General features: G+C 75.5%; 15 protein-coding genes. 14 read left to right on the top strand and 1 reads right to left on the bottom strand.

All coding sequences use genetic code 11. The annotated features are described in order from the left end of the window. Positions 1 to 108: 108 nt before the first annotated feature. The 11 genes from AQJ66_RS26230 to AQJ66_RS26180 all read left to right on the top strand — a co-directional run bounded on the left by AQJ66_RS26230 (position 109) and on the right by AQJ66_RS26180 (position 13,278). Positions 109 to 2,433 carry a lantibiotic dehydratase gene (locus AQJ66_RS26230; protein WP_061926938.1) on the top strand — a complete coding sequence of 775 codons (2,325 nt, stop codon included), beginning with the start codon at positions 109 to 111 and terminating at the stop codon, positions 2,431 to 2,433. After that, positions 2,433 to 3,920 (top strand): amino acid adenylation domain-containing protein, encoded by a 1,488-nt coding sequence (locus tag AQJ66_RS26225; RefSeq protein WP_061926936.1) that lies wholly within the window; start codon positions 2,433 to 2,435, stop codon positions 3,918 to 3,920. Before AQJ66_RS26230 ends, AQJ66_RS26225 begins: the two co-directional genes overlap by 1 nt. After that, positions 3,917 to 5,008 (top strand): threonine ammonia-lyase, encoded by a 1,092-nt coding sequence (locus AQJ66_RS26220; RefSeq protein WP_244162943.1) that lies wholly within the window; start codon positions 3,917 to 3,919, stop codon positions 5,006 to 5,008. Before AQJ66_RS26225 ends, AQJ66_RS26220 begins: the two co-directional genes overlap by 4 nt. Positions 5,009 to 5,040: 32 nt before the next feature. Beyond that, complete coding sequence (locus AQJ66_RS26215) at positions 5,041 to 5,310, top strand: acyl carrier protein (RefSeq protein WP_061926934.1); 270 nt, start codon at positions 5,041 to 5,043, stop codon at positions 5,308 to 5,310. A 54-nt stretch (positions 5,311 to 5,364) separates the two neighbouring features. Beyond that, positions 5,365 to 7,653, top strand: coding sequence for a lantibiotic dehydratase (locus AQJ66_RS26210; protein WP_061926932.1), 2,289 nt, complete (start codon positions 5,365 to 5,367; stop codon positions 7,651 to 7,653). A gap of 74 nt (positions 7,654 to 7,727) precedes the next feature. Next, on the top strand, positions 7,728 to 8,690 hold the full coding sequence (locus AQJ66_RS26205) for a Rieske (2Fe-2S) protein (RefSeq protein WP_061926930.1): 963 nt from the start codon (positions 7,728 to 7,730) through the stop codon (positions 8,688 to 8,690). Between the two features lie 259 nt (positions 8,691 to 8,949). Beyond that, positions 8,950 to 11,160 carry a sensor histidine kinase gene (locus tag AQJ66_RS26200; protein ID WP_079060432.1) on the top strand — a complete coding sequence of 737 codons (2,211 nt, stop codon included), beginning with the start codon at positions 8,950 to 8,952 and terminating at the stop codon, positions 11,158 to 11,160. Positions 11,161 to 11,252: 92 nt separating this feature from the next. Continuing rightward, positions 11,253 to 11,687, top strand: a complete 435-nt coding sequence (locus tag AQJ66_RS26195; protein ID WP_061926928.1) for a roadblock/LC7 domain-containing protein — start codon at positions 11,253 to 11,255, stop codon at positions 11,685 to 11,687. A 2-nt stretch (positions 11,688 to 11,689) separates the two neighbouring features. After that, positions 11,690 to 12,061 carry a DUF742 domain-containing protein gene (locus tag AQJ66_RS26190; RefSeq protein ID WP_061926926.1) on the top strand — a complete coding sequence of 124 codons (372 nt, stop codon included), beginning with the start codon at positions 11,690 to 11,692 and terminating at the stop codon, positions 12,059 to 12,061. Beyond that, positions 12,039 to 12,638 (top strand): GTP-binding protein, encoded by a 600-nt coding sequence (locus AQJ66_RS26185; RefSeq protein ID WP_061926924.1) that lies wholly within the window; start codon positions 12,039 to 12,041, stop codon positions 12,636 to 12,638. The genes AQJ66_RS26190 and AQJ66_RS26185 overlap by 23 nt, the downstream gene beginning before the upstream one ends. A 61-nt stretch (positions 12,639 to 12,699) precedes the next feature. Next, entirely contained in the window at positions 12,700 to 13,278 is a 579-nt protein-coding gene (locus AQJ66_RS26180; protein ID WP_061926923.1) for a GAF domain-containing protein, read from the top strand. Between the two features lie 21 nt (positions 13,279 to 13,299). Here AQJ66_RS26180 and AQJ66_RS26175 read toward each other — a convergent pair whose 3' ends face one another. Continuing rightward, on the bottom strand, positions 13,300 to 13,596 hold the full coding sequence (locus AQJ66_RS26175) for a muconolactone Delta-isomerase family protein (protein ID WP_061926920.1): 297 nt from the start codon (positions 13,594 to 13,596) through the stop codon (positions 13,300 to 13,302). A 121-nt stretch (positions 13,597 to 13,717) separates the two neighbouring features. Between AQJ66_RS26175 and AQJ66_RS26170 the strand changes: the two genes are divergently transcribed. The 3 genes from AQJ66_RS26170 to AQJ66_RS26160 all read left to right on the top strand — a co-directional run bounded on the left by AQJ66_RS26170 (position 13,718) and on the right by AQJ66_RS26160 (position 17,131). After that, the gene (locus AQJ66_RS26170; RefSeq protein WP_061926918.1) at positions 13,718 to 14,647 is read left to right on the top strand and encodes a LysR family transcriptional regulator; all 930 of its coding nucleotides are present in this window, start codon (positions 13,718 to 13,720) and stop codon (positions 14,645 to 14,647) included. A 225-nt stretch (positions 14,648 to 14,872) separates the two neighbouring features. Then, on the top strand, positions 14,873 to 15,901 hold the full coding sequence (gene tdh / locus AQJ66_RS26165) for an L-threonine 3-dehydrogenase (protein ID WP_061926916.1): 1,029 nt from the start codon (positions 14,873 to 14,875) through the stop codon (positions 15,899 to 15,901). A gap of 36 nt (positions 15,902 to 15,937) precedes the next feature. After that, positions 15,938 to 17,131: a glycine C-acetyltransferase gene (locus tag AQJ66_RS26160; protein ID WP_061926914.1), complete on the top strand. Its 1,194-nt coding sequence runs from the start codon at positions 15,938 to 15,940 to the stop codon at positions 17,129 to 17,131. The last annotated feature ends 28 nt before the right edge of the window (positions 17,132 to 17,159 follow it).

The raw sequence follows: 17,159 nt of genomic DNA, 5'->3' as shown, positions 1-17,159 counted from the left end.
CGCGGGACCGTGCTCTCCGGTCGCGGGACGCCCGGCACCCCGGCGGCGCCCGCCGCCCGGCCGAGCCGCGCGATCCCCGCGCACCCCCCGTTTCGGAAGGAGCACGCGATGTCGGACGAGCACGCACCTGTCCTGCTGCCGGGCGGAGGCTGGCGGCTGTGGGAGCAGTTCGCGCTGCGCGGCCCCGGCTTCCCCGCCGACGGCGTGCTGCGCCTGGCCCCGCCCGGACTCGCCGAGGCCGCCGACAAGTTCGGTCCCGGCGACGAGCTGGCGGGGCCCGAATGGCAGGCCTTCGCCGACGACCTCGCCACGGCCGCCGTCCACACCGCCCGGCACCTGCAGCAGATCGCCGCCCAGCCCCGCTTCCAGGCGGCCCTCGCCTGGCAGAACCCCGCCGTCCTGCGCACCGGCATCGCACCGTTCCTGCGCTGGACCCCGGGCACGGACAGCCGCAGCAGCATGCCCCGCCAGCGCGAGGAACTGGTCGCGCACTACTGGCAGCGGTTCTGCGTGAAGAACGACACCATCGGCTTCTTCGGCCCGGTCGGCTGGGGCCGCTGGGACGTGTCCGCGCCGGGAGCCGTCGTCGTGGACCCCGGGCGGGGCTTCCTCGCCGCGCACGAGGTGTACTTCTCCGGCTGGGCCGTCGACGCCCTCGCCAAGGTCCTCGCCCAGGACCCCGCGCTGATGCGCTGGATCCCGCCGCGCCGGGTGTCCTTCGTGCGCTGCGCCGACGGCGCGGTCCACGTCCCCGGACGGCCCGCCCAGCGGATCGGCGCGACCGAGCTGGCCGTGCTGAAACTGTGCGACGGCACCCGGCACCCGGACGCCATCGCCGCCGAGCTCGGCATGGACAGGGACGAAGTGGTCCGTGCCGTCGGTGAGCTGGTGTCCCGGCGCTGGGTGCAGTGGCGCCTGGAGGTGCCCGCCGCCACCCATCCCGACCGCGCGCTGCGCCGCATCCTCGAACGCGTCCCCGACGAGGCCGCCCGCACCCGGGCCCTCGACCGGCTCGCCGTGCTCGAACGCGGCCGGGACGCCGTACGCGCCGCCGGCACCGACGCCGCCGCGCTGACCGCCGCGATCGGCGCCCTGGAGGCCGACTTCGCCGCGCTCACCGACAGCGAGGCCCAGCGGGCCAAGGGCGAACGCACCGCGCCCTGCCGGGGACTGGTCTACTCCGACGCCCGGCGCGCGGCGACCGCCACGGCCGGCGCCGGGCTGCTGGCCCACCTGGAGCCGCTGCAGCTGTGCCTGACGGCCGCCCGCTGGATGACGAACCGCTTCGCCGACGCCGTCCGCGTCCGCCTGCGCACCGTCTACGACCGGCTGCGCGCCTCCGGTGAACCGGTGGACCTGGGCACGCTGTGGCTGCACACCCTGCCCTCGCCGCACCCCGACGCCGGCGACCTGATCGACGCCGTGCAGGCCGAACTGCGCGCCAAGTGGGCCCGCGTCCTGGACCTCCCGGCCGGCGTGCGCCGGGTCCGGCTGACCGCGGCCGACCTCGCCGAGCGGGTGCGCCGGGAGTTCGACGAGCCCGGCGACGGCTGGTCGCTGGCCCGGTACATCAGCCCCGACGTGCTGGTGATCGCCGACGACGAGGTCGCCCTCGCCCGGGGCGACGTGCGGCTCGTCCTCGGGGAGATGCACTGCGCGCTGAACACGATGGGCGCCTCCCTGTTCGTGCACCAGCATCCGGACCGGGACGCGCTGCTCGCCGAGACCACCCGCGACTTCCCCGGCTCCCGCCTGCTGCCCATGCTGCCCAAGGAGCTGCCCCTGAAGTGGTCCACCCGCAGCAGGCCCTCGCTGGACCGGCCCGAGGACCACTACGTGGCCCTGGTCGACCAGACCGGCGACCCGCACCGCCCGCGCACGCTGCTCGGCGCCGACGTCACGGTCGAGGACCGGGCCGGCCGGCTGACCGCGGTCCTGCCCGACGGCACCGGGTACGACCTGCTCGACGTCTACGCCAACACCCTCACCCAGCGCGTCATGGACCGCTTCACCCTCCGCCCGGAGGGCGCGCACACCCCGCGGATCACCGTCGACCGCCTGACCCTCGCCCGCGAGACCTGGCACCTGCCCGTGTCGGAGGTCGACTTCGCCGACGACAAGGCGGAGGCCGCCCGCTTCGTCCGCGCCCGGCACTGGCAGCGCCGGCACGAGCTGCCGCGCTTCGTGTTCGTGGTCTCGCCGACCGAACCCCGGCCCTTCTACGTCGACTTCGACAGCCCCGTCTACGTCACCATCCTCGCCAAGGCGGCCCGCCGGCTCGCCCGCAAGGACCCGGACGCCCGGCTCAAGGTCAGCGAGATGCTGCCCACCCCCGAGCAGGCGTGGCTCACCGACGACGAGGGGCGCCGCTACACCAGCGAGCTCCGTTTCGTCGCCGTCGACCAGACCGTCACCGGCGAGGGGGACGCGTGATGCGCACGATCGCCGACGACATCGCCGCACACGCCGCCCGGCACCCCGACCGCGTCGCGCTCAGCACCCCGGCGGGCGAGGTGACGTACGGCCGGCTCGCCGCCCGGATCGAGGAGATCGCCCGCCTGCTGCGCGCGCACGGCGCCGGTGCGGAGACGGTCTGCGCCGTGGCCGTCGAGCACGGCACGGACGCCATCGCGGCCATGGCCGCGGTGCTGCGCTGCGGCGCCGCCTTCCTCACCCTGGACGTGGGCCAGCCCCGCGACCGGCTGCGCGGCTTCGTCCGCAGCGCCGGCGCCCGCCTGCTGCTGACCCGCGCGGACCTGGCCCCCGCACTCGACCTGGGTGTCCCGGCGGTCCTGCTGGACGGGCCCGGGGCCGCGGAGGGCCCGCCGCCGCGGCCGGTCGACCCGCGTGCGCTCGCGTACGTCAGCCACACCTCCGGCAGCACCGGCCGGCCCAGCGCCGTCCTGGTCGAGCACCGGGCCCTCGACGCCTACCTGCGGGACACCGCCGGGGCGTTCGGGCTCGGCCCGGACACGGTGGCCCTCCAGACGGCACCGCTCGGCTACGACGCCTCGATCCGGGACACCTTCGCACCGCTGCTGGCCGGAGGCCGCCTGGTGATCGTGGACCGCGCCCGGCTGCTGCGCCCCGAGGAGTTCGCCCGCACCGTCCGCGAGCACCGGGTGACGGCCCTGCTCAGCGTCACGCCCTCCTTCCTGTCCCACCTGGCGGCCCAGCCGGGGCTCACCGATCCGCTGGCCGGTGTCACCCTGGTCGCCTCCAGCGGCGAGTCCCTGCGGCCGTTCCTCGCCGCCGGGGGACGCACGCTGGTGCCCGGCCGGCTCGTCAACCAGTACGGCCCGACCGAGTGCACGATGACCACCACCCGGCACAGCGTGCCCGTCCCGCCGGACCCCTCCGCCGACCTGGTGGGCACGCCCCGCGCCGGGACCGTGGTCCGCGTGCTGGACGCGGACCTGGCCCCGGTCGCCGACGGCACGGTCGGCGAGGTGTACATCGGGGGAGTGGGCGTGGCCCGCGGCTACGGCGGGCGCCCGGCCCGCACCGCCGAGTGCTTCGTGCCCGACCCCTACGGCCCGCCCGGCGCCCGCCTGTACCGCACGGGCGACCTCGGCTGGTGGGGGCCCGGCGGCCTGCGCTACGCCGGCCGCACCGACCGGCAGGTCAAGATCCGCGGCTACCGCGTGGACCCGGCCGAGGTCGAGGGCTGCCTGCTGGCCCACCCGGGTGTCACCGGGGCGGTGGTGACGGCGCACACCGACGACCGGGGGCGCGTGCATCTGCTGGCCCACCTCACCGGCGACCTGTCCGGCACCACGGACGCCGAGCTGCGCGGCCACCTCGCCCGGTCGCTGCCGCCGCACCTGATGCCGCGCCGCTTCCTGCGCCTGGACACCCTGCCCACCACCCGCGGCGGCAAGGCCGACCGCCGGCTCCTGGCCGCGGGGAGCACCCTGTGACCGCCCTCGGCCTGCGGCACACCGCGACGGACCCGCGGCCGGCCACCGCCGGACCCCGAGAGGTCCCCGGCCGGGTGACCGGCGCCGAGCCGCAGCCCGGTGCGTGCGGCTCCGTGACCGGTGCCGAGCCGCTGCCCGGCACCGCCGGCCGGGCGCCCGGCATCGCCGACGTGCGCACGGCCGCCGCCCGCATCGCCCGGTACGTCGTCCGCACGCCCCTGCTGCCGGGACCGGCGACCAGCGCACTGGGCCCCGGACTGCTGCTGAAGGCCGAACACCTCCAGCACGGCGGCTCGTTCAAGATGCGCGGCGCCGCCAACGCCGTCCTCGCCCTGGGCGCCGACCGGGTCGTCGCCGGCTCCTCCGGGAACCACGCCATCGCGCTGGCCCGGCTGGCGCGCTCGCTGGGCATCCGGCTCACCGTCGTCCTCGCGGCGGGAGCGGCTCCGGCGAAGGCCGCCGCGATCCGCGCCCTCGGCGCCGCGACCGAGCAGGTGGGCGGGGGAGTGGCCGAGCGCGAGGAGCGGGCCCGGGCGCTGGCGGCGGAGCTGGACGCCGTCCTCGTCCCGTCGTCCGACCACCCGCTCGTGGTCGCCGGGGCGGGCACGGTCGGCACCGAGCTGCTGGCCGACGCTCCCGGCACCGAGACCGTCTACGTGCCCACGGGCGGCGGCGGACTCCTCGCGGGCGTCTGCCTCGCGGCCCTGCACCGTCCCGTCCGGGTGGTCGGCGTGGAGCCGTCCACCACCGCCCGGTACGCCCGCTCCCTGGCCGCCGGCCGCCCCGTCCAGCTGCCGCCCGGCACCACGGTCGCCGACGGTCTGCGCGGCCAGCGCCCCGGAGCCGTCCCCTATCCGATCGTCCGCGACCGCGTCGACGAGCTGATCGCCGTCGGCGACGCGGAGATCCTCGCCGCGGCGGCCCTGCTGCACCGCCACGGCGTCGACGCCGAACCCAGTGGCGCGGTCGCCCTGGCCGGCGCCCTGCGCGCCGGCCGCCGCGAACGGGCCGTGGCCGTCGTCTCGGGCGGCAACACCCCCGCCCGGCTGCACGCCCTGCACCACGACCTCACCCCCGGCACCTTCTGAACACCCGTCAGATCTACTGAGGAGCAACGGACATGACCCCGAACGCCACCACCGCCGCGACCATCGCCCCCACCGCCACGGTCGACCTGCTCGTCGGCATCTTCCAGGACGTGCTGCGCCTGCCCGAGCTGACCGCCGAGACCGACTTCTACGAGGCGGGCGGCGACTCGCTCACCGCCTTCCAGATCACCGGCCGCCTGCAGGAACTCCTCGGCGCCGACGTCCCCGTCTCGCTGGTCTTCGCCTACCCCACGCCGCGGGAACTGGCCGAGGTCGTCGACGCGGACCACGGCACCGCCTGACCGGCCCGCGCCGGCCCGCACCGTCCACCCGCGCCACCCAAGGAGAGCCGTGCCATGACCGAAGACCTCGTGCCGTCCCTCGGCCGCTGGCGGCTGTGGGAGCAGTTCGCCCTGCGCGGGCCCGGCTTCCCCGCCGACGGCGTGCTGCGCCTGGCCCCCGCCGGACTGGCGCAGGCCGCCGACAAGTTCGCCGCCGACGACGCCCTCGACGGCGACCGCTGGGAGGACTTCTCCCGGCTCTTCGCGGGCGCGGCCGTCGAGACCGCGCACACCCTCCAGGACATCGCCCGCACGCCGGCCTTCCGCGAGGCGGTGGCCTGGCAGAACCGGCCGGTGCTCGCCTCCGGCATCGCGCCGTTCCTGCGCTGGACCCCGGGCAGGGACAAGCGCAGCAGCATGCCCCGCCAGCGTGAGGAACTGGTCGCGCACTACTGGCAGCGGTTCTGCGTGAAGAACGACACCATCGGCTTCTTCGGCCCGGTCGGCTGGGGCCGCTGGGACCCGGCCGTGCGCGGTCTCGCCGTCGACACCGGCCGGGGGCTCACCGAGACGTCGACGGTGTACTGGGCGAGCTGGGGCATCGACGCGCTGGCGCGGACCCTCGACGCCGACCCCGGCCTGCGGGAGTGGATCGCCCCGCGCCGCGTCCCCTTCGTCGCCCTCGACGGGGACCTGGTCCGGATGCCGGGCCGGCGCCCGGTCGCCGTCTCCGCCGAGGCGGCGGCCGTCCTCGCCCGCTGCGACGGCGTCCGGCCCGCCCGGAGCATCGCCGGCGAACTGCCCGGCACCGACGTGCCCGCCGTGCTGGCCGACCTGGTGGCCCGCCGCTGGGTGGTGTGGCGTCTGGAGGTCCCCGCCGGCACCCACCCGGACCGGGCCCTGCGGGCCTGGCTGGACTCCGTCGGAGCGGCCGGGCCGCGCGAGCGGGGCCTGGCCGCACTGGACCGGCTGGAACGGGGCCGTGCCCGGGTCGCGGCGGCCCGCGACGCCGACGCGCTCGTCGAGGCGATGGCGGCGCTCGAACAGGAGTTCACCGCTCTCACGGCCACGGCCGCCGTGCGCGAGAAGTCCTCGTCGACGGCGCCCTGCCGGGCGCTGGTCTACTCCGACACCCGCCGGTCCGCCACCGTCCGGCTCGGCCCGGCCGTCCTCGACGCGCTGCGACCGCTGCGGCTGCTGATGGACAGCGCAGGATGGCTGACCTCCCGGCTCGCCGCGGCGGTCACGGCCGAGACCCGCCGCGTGTACGACCGGCTCGCCGCCGAGGGCCCGGTCGACCTGGCGTCGTTCTGGTTCGGGTGCCTGCCGGTGCTGCACGGCCCCGCGCGCGCCACCGCCGCCGGGCTCCAGCGGGAGTTCGCCACGCGCTGGCAGCGCGTCCTGGCGCCGCCCGCGGACGCCCGCCGGGTGACCGTGCGGTCGGCGGACGTCGAGGCGGCCGTGCGCGCGGAGTTCGGCGACACGGCAGGCGGCTGGACCGCGGCCCGGTACCTGAGCCCCGACCTGATGATCGCCGCCGACGGGGCGGAGGCGGTGGCACGCGGCGACCTCACCGCCGTGCTCGGCGAACTCCACGTCGCCTCCAACACCCTGGGCGCGTCCCTGTTCACCCACCAGCACCCCGACGTGTCCGAGCTGCTCCGGCTGACCGACCGCGACCACCCGGGCCCCCGCCTGATGCCGCTGATCCCCAAGGAGCACCGGGCCCGCCTGTCGACGCGCGTCCGCCACACGCTGGTACGCCCCGAGGACACCCAGGTCGCCCTGACCGACCTCACCGCCGACCCGGCCCGCACCCGGGTCGTGCGCTCCGCCGACGCGACGGTCGAGGAACACGGCGGCGAGCTCGTCGTACGGCTCCCGGACGGCTCGCGGTTCCCGGCGGTCGACGTGTTCTCACACGTCCTGACCACCCTGGCGATGGACCTCGTCCGCGTCCTGCCGGAGGCGGACCACACCCCGCGCGTGACCGTCGACCGGCTGGTGATCGCCCGGGAGACCTGGCGGCCGTCCGCGGCGGGCGCGCGGTTCGCCGACGAGAAGGACGAGGCCCGGCGCTTCGTCCGGGCCCGCCGCTGGCGCACCGCGCTGGGCCTGCCCCGCTACGTGTTCGTCGTCTCCCCGACCGAGTCGCGGCCCTTCTACGTCGACTTCGACAGCCCCGTCTACGTCACCATCCTCGCCAAGGCCCTGCGCCGCCTGGCCCGGACGGACCCGGAGGCCGCCGTCACGATCACCGAGATGCTGCCGACGCCGGAACAGACCTGGCTCACCGACGACCAGGGCCGCCGGTACACCTCGGAGCTCAGGTTCGTGGCGCACGACACCGCGCCGGACTCCTGAGACGGTCCGCCGGGCCGCCCGGGCGGGCCCCCTCCGTACCGTTTGCCCTGGCGGGCGGCGGGGACTCGGCGCGCATGAGCGCAACGTTCCATCGCCGCCGCCCGTCGCGGCGCAACCGCATGCTGACCCTGCTGGACGCCCTGGAGCGGCAGACCCGGGCGGACCCGCTGATCGACGTCGCGGGCCGGGCGGTGCGCGCCCTGCCGCTGGGGCGCGGCCGGGACGGGCTGCACGGCAGGTGGCTGGGCCACCCGGTGCACCCGGTGATGGTGCAGGTGCCGATCGGCACCTGGCTGTCCGCCGCGGTACTGGACCTGCGGCCCGGCCGCTCCCGTGAGGCCGGCCTGCTGGTGGGCGTGGGGCTCGCGGCGGCCGCACCCGCCGTGCTGACGGGTGCCGTCGACTGGGCGGAACTGCACCGGCAGCAGATGCGGGTCGGGCTCGTCCACGCGCTGGCCAACGCGGCGGCGGTCGGGATGTACGCGACGTCGCTGGCCTGCCGTGTCAGGGGACGCACCACAGCGGGCCGCCTCTACGGCTTCCTGGGGCTGACCGCGGTCGGGATCGGCGGCATGCTGGGCGGCCACCTGGCCTACCGCCAGGCATCCGGCGCCAACCACGCGGAAGAGGTGGCGCACGTCGTGCGCGACACCTGGCACCGGGTCGGAGCGGTGGCGGAGTTCCCCGCCGGAGAACCCGTGCGCCGCGTCGTGGACGACGTACCGGTCCTCGTCCTGCGCGAGTCCGGCGGCATGATTCACGCGCTGGCGGACCGCTGCAGCCACCTCGCGGGCCCGCTGTCCGAGGGCACGGTCGCCGACGGATGCGTCCAGTGCCCCTGGCACGGCAGCGTCTTCCGGCTCAGCGACGGCTGGAACGTGCGCGGCCCCGCCACCGCACCGCAGCCGGCCTTCGACACCCGGATCGTCGACGGCCACGTGGAGGTCCGCCTGCGCCGGGCGCACCACCGCCGGGACGGGGACGGGACACCCCCGAGCCTGACGGGAACGGACGGGCACCGCCGGCACAGGGGCTGACGGCCGCCCCGTACGACGGGTGATCCACGGGTTATCGGTCTGCCGTACGACGCTTCATACCAGAGCGGGACGCTGTCCGGGGGACTTTGTCAACTGCCCACCGCACATGATGCGCAGGCGACTACTGTGAGTGTCCGTCGGGCGACGCAGGGCCTGGGAACGGGCTTTCCCGTCCGGCGCAGCGAGGGCGCACGCCCGCATCGCGCACGCCCGTACCGCGCGGGCGCGAACAGGCCCGAGGACCAGTACGAGGACGCGTATGTCTCACCTCCGTGCACCGGCCGCCCGTGCCGACCGCCGGGAGGGCGGCCGGCACGGGCGACCGGTGGCCCGACCCGCTCCCGCACTGCCCGAGACGCACATACGGCCCCAGCTCATGCGGCTCGCCGTGCTCCCGCCCGTCGCCGTCGCGCTCAGCGCGAGCGCGGCCGTGCTGTTCAGCATCCGCACCGCCGGCGCCCGCACCGGCCCCACCCTGTGGGCCGTGCTCGCCGGAGCGGTCGCGGTGGCCACCGCGGGCATCCTGATCGCCGCCGTCGCCGCGGACCGCGCCGCCCGCTCGGTCACCGACCGCGTCGACGCCCTGCGCCGCAGCGCCGCCCGGGGCGAGGCCGACCTGCGCGCCCTCGTCGAGGCGCTGCGCCAGGGCGAGACCCCGCCGCAGCGGGGGCAGCGCCGCCGGCCGGCCGCGGACGCCGACGACTTCGACCTGCTCGCCGCCGACCTGGCCCGCGCGCACGACGGCGCCGTCACGGCCGTCGTCCAGGCCGCCCAGCTCTCCAGCCAGGCGGGCAGCGAACAGAAACTCGAGGTCTTCGTCAACCTCGCGCGGCGGCTGCAGTCCCTGGTGCACCGCGAGATCTCGATCCTCGACGACCTGGAGAACGAGATCGAGGACCCGGACCTGCTTAAGGGCCTGTTCCACGTCGACCACCTGGCCACCCGCATCCGGCGCCACGCCGAGAACCTCGCCGTCCTCGGCGGCGCCGTCTCCCGCCGGCAGTGGAGCAACCCGGTGTCCATGACCGAGGTGCTGCGCTCGGCGATCGCCGAGGTCGAGCAGTACTCCCGGGTCAAGCTCGTGCCGCCGATCGACGGCGAACTGCGCGGGCACGCCGTCGCCGACGTCATCCACCTGCTCGCCGAACTCGTCGAGAACGCCACCGTGTTCTCCGCCCCGCACACCCAGGTGCTGCTGCGCGCCAACCTCGTCACCTCCGGGCTCGCCGTGGAGGTGGAGGACCGCGGACTCGGCATGCCGGTCGGTGAGCAGAGCAGGATGAACGCGCTGCTCACCGACCCCGACCAGGTCAACGTCGCCAGCCTGCTGGCCGACGGCCGCATCGGCCTCTACGTCGTCTCCCAGCTCGCCCGCCGGCACGGCATCACCGTGCGCCTGCAGAGCAACATCTACGGCGGCGTACAGGCCGTGCTCGTGGTGCCGCAGGCCCTGCTGGGGTCCGCGCCGGCCCCTGCCGGGGCCGCCGTACCGCAACCGCGGGACGCGGCGCAGGGCGGCCAGGTGCCGGAGCCGACCGCACCGGCGCCGCTCGCCGTGGGTCCGGGCGGGCGGTCCGGTGGGGGTCCAGCGTCTGGAGGGCTCGCACCGTCCGGCGGGGTGACCCAGTCCGGCGGGGTTGCAGCATCCGGTGGGGGCGCACCGTCCGGTGGGGGCGCACCGTCCGGTGGGCTCGCACCGTCCGGCGGGCTCGCGCAGTCCGGTCGGGTCGCGCAGTCCGGTCGGGTCACCCGGTCCGGCGGGGCCGGGCACGACAGCGGGAACTCCGCGCGGGCCGGGGCGGACGCGGCGTCGGCCGGAACGGAACACGCACGGGCCGCTGCCGCGCCCGGCCCGGGTCGAGAACCCGCGCCCGGCCCGGCACCAGAACACGCCCCCGGCCCCGCGTCCGGCGGTCCCGCCACCGGCCGGCGGCGGCGCGCCCGCGGCGCGCCGGGCCCGGTCGCGGCGAGTGAGGGCGCCCCGCACCCGCTCCCCGTGCGCGGGACCCGGGCGGAGCGGCCCAACCCCGCCGACGCCGTACCCGGCATCGGCTCCGAACACCGGCCCGTCGTCGAGGCCCACGCGGGCAACGCGCCCGTACCGCGCGCCGCCGCGGCCGTCCGCGGCACGATGGGCAAGCCCCAACTGCCCCGCCGCCGCGCCCAGGAGCACATCGTGCCCCAGCTCCGCGGCGGCCCCGCCCCCCGCCAGGGCGGTGACGGCGTCGCCGGCCACGACCCCGGCCTGATGGCCGCCTTCCAGCGCGGCATCGGACTCGCCGAGGCCCAGCAGAACCTGGAGCCGGCCGCCCCGGACCCCGCACCCCCGGACCTCACGGCCTCGCAGCCCGCGTCCCCGGACCTCGGGACCCCGCGCCCCCTGCTCCCGGCGCCCCCGCCCCACCAGCACGTCCACGTGCCCGCGTCCGAGGGCACCGGCCGGTCCGACGGGAGCGCACCGGCCGGATGACCGTCCTCAGCCACGCACCCCACCCGACCCCCACCCCCGACCGCACCCCCAGCGCTCCTCCAGACCTTCGTACCCCAAGGAGTCGATCCACCATGGCGAGCGATGCGCCGACCGCCCACGCCTCCGACCTCGACTGGCTGCTGAGCGGCCTCGTACAGCGGGTACCGCACACCTCCAGCGCGGTACTGCTGTCCTGCGACGGACTGGTGAAGTCCCTGCACGGCCTCGACGCCGACAGCGCCGACCACATGGCGGCCCTGGCCTCCGGCCTGTACTCCCTCGGCCGCAGCGCGGGCGTCCGGTTCGGCGACGGCGGCGAGGTCCGCCAGGTCGTCGTCGAGCTCGACTCGACGCTGCTGTTCGTCACCACCGCCGGCTCCGGCACCTGCCTCGCCGTGCTCGCCGGCCGGGAGGCCGACGCCGCCGTGCTCGGCTACGAGATGGCGATGCTGGTCAAGAGCGTCCGCCCCTACCTCGTGACCGCGCCCCGCCGGCACGCCGTCGAACCCACGGCGATGAGGCCTTGAGGGTGACCGCAGCCGGCGACGGGCCCTGGCTCGACGACGCGGCCGGGCGGCTGGTGCGCCCCTTCACGGTCAGCAACGGCCGCACCGAGCCGAGCATCGCCCTCGACCTGATCTCGCAGGTGATGGCCACCGGCGTCACCCCGCTCGGCTACCTCGGCCCCGAGCACGCCCAGGCGCTCGACCTGTGCCGTGCGCCGGTCTCGGTGGCCGAGGTCGCCGCCCAGCTGAGACTGCCCGCGGTGGTGACCAAAGTGCTGCTCTCGGACCTCGTCGACTGCGGGGCGCTGACCACCAAGCCCCCCGCCTTCCACCACAACCCCACTGACCGGTCTCTGCTGGAGGCAGTGCTCGATGGACTACGACGACAGCTCTGACCCGTTCCCCACCGCGCTGAAGATCCTGGTGGCGGGCGGGTTCGGGGTCGGCAAGACGACCTTCGTGGGAGCGGTCAGCGAGATCGCCCCGCTCAGCACGGAGGAGCTGCTCACCACGGTCAGCGCCGCCACGGACAACCTCGACGGCATCGAGAACAAGGTCGAGACGACGGTCGCCATGGACTTCGGCCGGATCACCCTCGATCCGCGGCACGTCCTGTACCTGTTCGGCACGCCCGGGCAGGAGCGGTTCTGGTTCATGTGGGACGAGCTGTCGGAAGGGGCGCTCGGCGCGGTCATCCTCACCGACACCCGCCGCCTCGAGGAGTGCTTCGCGGCCGTGGACTTCTTCGAGGAACGCGGCCTCGCCTTCATCATCGCCGTCAACGAGTTCGACGGCGCCTACCGCTACGACCCCGAGGAGGTGCGCACCGCCCTCGACCTCGACCCCCGGATCCCGGTGATCCGCTGCGACGCCCGGATCTCCAGCTCCGGGGTGCAGACCCTGCTCACCCTCGTACGCCACCTCATCGCCCACGCCCCGGTACCCGCGCCGCGCCACGGCGCCCCCAGGTGATCCCGCCCCACCGCCCACGGAGCCACCCCATGACGCACCACCACCCCGCCGGAGTCCGGCCATGACCTACGAGCCACCGCGTCCCGTCCGGGGGCTGCTGCTCACCCCCGAGGACACGGAGGCCCCCGTACGCGTCTCCCGGCTGCGCCTCCTCGGCCTCGGACAGCGGCCCGAACCGGCCCTCGACGCCTTCGCCGGGCACCTCGCCCGGGTCACCGGCGCTCCGTACGCCATGGTCAACTTCCTCGGCGCGGACCACCAGTTCTTCGCCGGCCTGTGCACCCCGGTGACCGCCCCGGTCCTCCGGGAGGACGGCAGCCGGCCGCAGGTCGGCCGCGTCCTGCCGCGCGACCACGGGTTCTGTCCGCACGTGGTCGTCCGGCGCAGGGCGCTGGCCCTGGAGGACGTCAGCGATTACCCGCGGTTCGCGGGCAACGCGGCCGTCGACGAGTTCGGCATGCGCTCCTACCTGGGCGCGCCGCTCATCGACAGCACGGGGACGGTGCTGGGCACGGTGTGCGTCGCCGACGTGCGGCCGCGGCCCTGGGGGAGACCGGGCCTGGAGACCATCAAGTCGGCGGCGGCGGAACTGGTCGCGCGACTGGAGGGACACGATCCCCACGGGCTCCCGCCGCTGTGACGGGGGTGCCGCCCCCGGTACTCACGCGCGGGCCGCGCCCGGGTCGTTGGGGTGGGACTCGAGCGGGGTCACGGTGAGGGTCATCCACGGGCGCAGCGGCAGCGTGCCGAGCACCTTCTCGTGGAGCTCCGCCTCGTCGGCGGCCCGCCACACCCCGATGCTGCGCACCTCACCCACGGGACGCCACAGTCGCGCCAGGTTGCCGGCGGCGGCCAGCTCCTTGGCGCGGACGGCCTCGGCGGCCCGGCGCCGGTCGACCTCCTCCTGGCTCGTGCCCTCGGGGACGGTGGTGGTGATCTCGACCAGGAACTCCCGCATGATCTCTCTCCGCTGCTGCCCGTGTGGTCCGCTTCCGCCCTCAGCCTGCGCCCGTGACCGGCGCCGGTGCCACGACCGGCATCCTCGCTGCTGATAGGCGCAGCCTCTCAGCGCGCGTAGCATGGCGCGCGTGGAGCTGCGCCAGCTGCGGTACTTCGTCGCGGTCGCCGAGGAGCTGAACTTCGGACGGGCCGCCGAGCGGCTGCTCATCGCGGGCCCCTCGCTCTCCCAGCAGATCAAGGCGCTGGAACGGGACCTGGGCGTCCGGCTGTTCGACCGGGACCGCCGCTCGGTCTCCCTCACCCCGGCCGGCGCCGCCCTCCTCCCGCACACCCGCGCGCTGCTGGAACGGGCCGAGGACCTGAAGGGCCGTGCCCGCCGGCTGTCGGGCTCGCAGCCGGTGCGGCTCGGCTACGTCAACTGGCTCCCCCCGGACATGACGGCGCGTACGGCCGCGGTGGCCCAGTTGCACGTCGACGCCTGGGTGGCGCCCTCCCACACCCAGGCCGCCCGGGTCGCCGACGGCAGCCTGGACCTCGCCGTGTGCTGGGTCCGGGCCGAGGACCTCGAACGGCTCGGGCTGCGGGCCCGGCTCATCGGCGCCGACCGGCTGTACGCCGTGGCGAAGGGCCCGGGCACCGGCGACGTCGCGGCCCGGGACGTCGACGTCCTCGTCGACGACGACACCACCTCCTGGTCCTCCTGGAACGGCTACGCCGAGGAGCTGGCACAGGCCACCGGTGCCCGCCCCGTGCGGATCTCCGACGGCGGCGTCACCGGCCCCGCCTTCTTCGACCACGTCCGCCGCGGCCGCCGTCCGGTCCTCAACTCGCCCAAGGGACAGACCACTCAGCTCCCGCCCGACCTGGTGCGCCGCGAGGTCGTCACGCCCGAGGTGTACTGGACCTGGTCCCTGGTCCAGCGCGCGGGCGAGGACCGCGGCGCGGTGCTGGCCACCGCCGAGGCGCTCTGCGAAGGCGCCGGCGACCTCGGCATCCGGGCCCCGGGCGCCTGGCTGCCCGCCGGCGACCCGCACGCCCCGTCGCGCTGACCCGCACCGCGCGCCCGTGCCTCCCGGCGGGACGAACGACCAGGTCTCCCGCCTCGGAACCGTTTCGGAGGGGGTATGAAGGAAAGCTGAGGCGGCGGTTAAGAAAAGCTCGATGGACCCCGGCGCGCGCGTACGGCAGATTGCGGGGTGATTCCACCCCTCGGACCCGGTGCGGGCCGCTTCGGCGTGCCCGCGGCCGGGACCTCACCCACAGGAGCCGCACGCGTGAAGGCGCTGGTCAAGGAGAAGGCGGAGCCCGGGCTCTGGCTCGCGGACGTCCCGGAGCCCGTCATCGGTCCCGGTGACGTGCTGATCAAGGTGATGCGGACCGGTATCTGCGGCACCGACCTGCACATCCGGGCCTGGGACGGCTGGGCGCAGCAGGCGATCCGCACTCCGCTCGTGCTCGGGCACGAGTTCGTCGGGCAGGTCGTCGAGACCGGCCGCGACGTCAGCGACATCCGGGTCGGCGACCGGGTCAGCGGCGAGGGCCACCTGGTGTGCGGCAAGTGCCGCAACTGCCTGGCCGGCCGCCGCCACCTGTGCCGGGCCACCGTCGGGCTCGGCGTCGGCCGGGACGGCGCGTTCGCCGAGTACGTCGCGCTGCCCGCGTCCAACGTCTGGGTGCACCGCGTCCCCGTCGACCTCGACGTCGCCGCGATCTTCGACCCGTTCGGCAACGCCGTGCACACCGCGCTGTCGTTCCCGCTGGTCGGCGAGGACGTGCTGATCACCGGCGCCGGCCCGATCGGCCTGATGGCCGCCGCCGTGGCCCGGCACGCGGGCGCCCGCAGCGTCGTCGTCACCGACGTCAGCGAGGAGCGCCTGCAACTGGCCCGCAAGATCGGCGTGACCCTCGCCCTGAACGTCGCCGAGAACACCATCGCGGACGGGCAGCGGGAGCTGGGCCTGCGCGAGGGCTTCGACATCGGCCTGGAGATGTCCGGCCGCCCCGAGGCCATGCGGGACATGATCGCCAACATGACGCACGGCGGCCGCATCGCCATGCTCGGCCTGCCCGCCGAGGAGTTCCCGGTCGACTGGGCCCGCGTCGTCACCTCGATGATCACCATCAAGGGCATCTACGGCCGCGAGATGTTCGAGACCTGGTACGCGATGTCGGTGCTGCTGGAGGGCGGCCTGGACCTCGCCCCCGTGATCACCGGCCGCTACGGCTACCGCGACTTCGAGGCGGCCTTCGCCGACGCCGCGAGCGGCACCGGCGGCAAGATCATCCTCGACTGGACCGCGTAACCTCCCTCCTCCGCCAGCACCTCCAGGAGCACCCCCATGTTCGACTCCGTCCGCGACGACCTGCGCGCCACCCTCGACGAGATCCGTGCCGCCGGTCTGCACAAGCCCGAACGGGTCATCGGCACCCCGCAGTCCGCGACCGTCGACGTCACCGCCGGCGGCCGCCCCGGCGAGGTCCTCAACTTCTGCGCCAACAACTACCTCGGCCTGGCCGACCACCCCGAGGTGATCGCCGCCGCCCACCAGGCCCTGGACCGCTGGGGCTACGGCATGGCCTCCGTCCGCTTCATCTGCGGCACCCAGGAGGTGCACAAGGAGCTGGAGGCCCGGCTGTCGGCCTTCCTCGGCCAGGAGGACACGATCCTGTACTCCTCCTGCTTCGACGCCAACGGCGGTGTCTTCGAAACCCTGCTCGGCGAGCAGGACGCGGTGATCTCCGACGCCCTGAACCACGCCTCCATCATCGACGGCATCCGGCTGTCCAAGGCCCGCCGCCTGCGCTACGCCAACCGCGACATGGCCGACCTGGAACGGCAGCTGAAGGAGGCCTCCGGCGCCCGCCGCAAGCTGATCGTCACCGACGGCGTCTTCTCCATGGACGGCTACGTGGCGCCCCTCGGCGAGATCTGCGACCTCGCCGACCGCTACGACGCCATGGTGATGGTCGACGACTCGCACGCCGTCGGCTTCGTCGGCCCCACCGGCCGCGGCACCCCCGAGCTGCACGGCGTGACGGACCGGGTGGACATCGTCACCGGCACCCTCGGCAAGGCGCTCGGCGGCGCCTCCGGCGGCTACGTCGCCGCCCGCGCCGAGATCGTCGCCCTGCTGCGCCAGCGCTCGCGCCCCTACCTGTTCTCCAACACCCTCGCCCCGGTGATCGCCGCCGCCTCCCTCAAGGTCCTCGACCTGCTGGAGTCGGCCGACGACCTGCGCGTCCGCCTCGCGGAGAACACCGCGCGCTTCCGCGGCAGGATGACCGACGAGGGGTTCGACGTCCTCCCCGGCGACCACGCCATCGCCCCCGTCATGATCGGCGACGCGGCGACGGCGGCCCGGCTGGCCGAACTCCTGCTGGAGCGGGGCGTGTACGTGATCGGCTTCTCCTACCCGGTCGTCCCCCAGGGCCAGGCCCGCATCCGGGTCCAGCTGTCCGCCGCGCACTCCGTCGAGGACGTCGACCGCGCCGTGGCGGCCTTCGTCGCGGCCCGCGCGGAACTGGAGGCCTGACCAGCCCGGACGCCTTGCGATAATTGAC

The sequence above is a fragment of the Streptomyces bungoensis genome (genome assembly GCF_001514215.1).
Lineage (GTDB): Bacteria > Actinomycetota > Actinomycetes > Streptomycetales > Streptomycetaceae > Streptomyces > Streptomyces bungoensis.
Note: the sequence above shows the minus strand (reverse complement) of the source record. Positions and strands in the feature narration are given on the sequence as shown.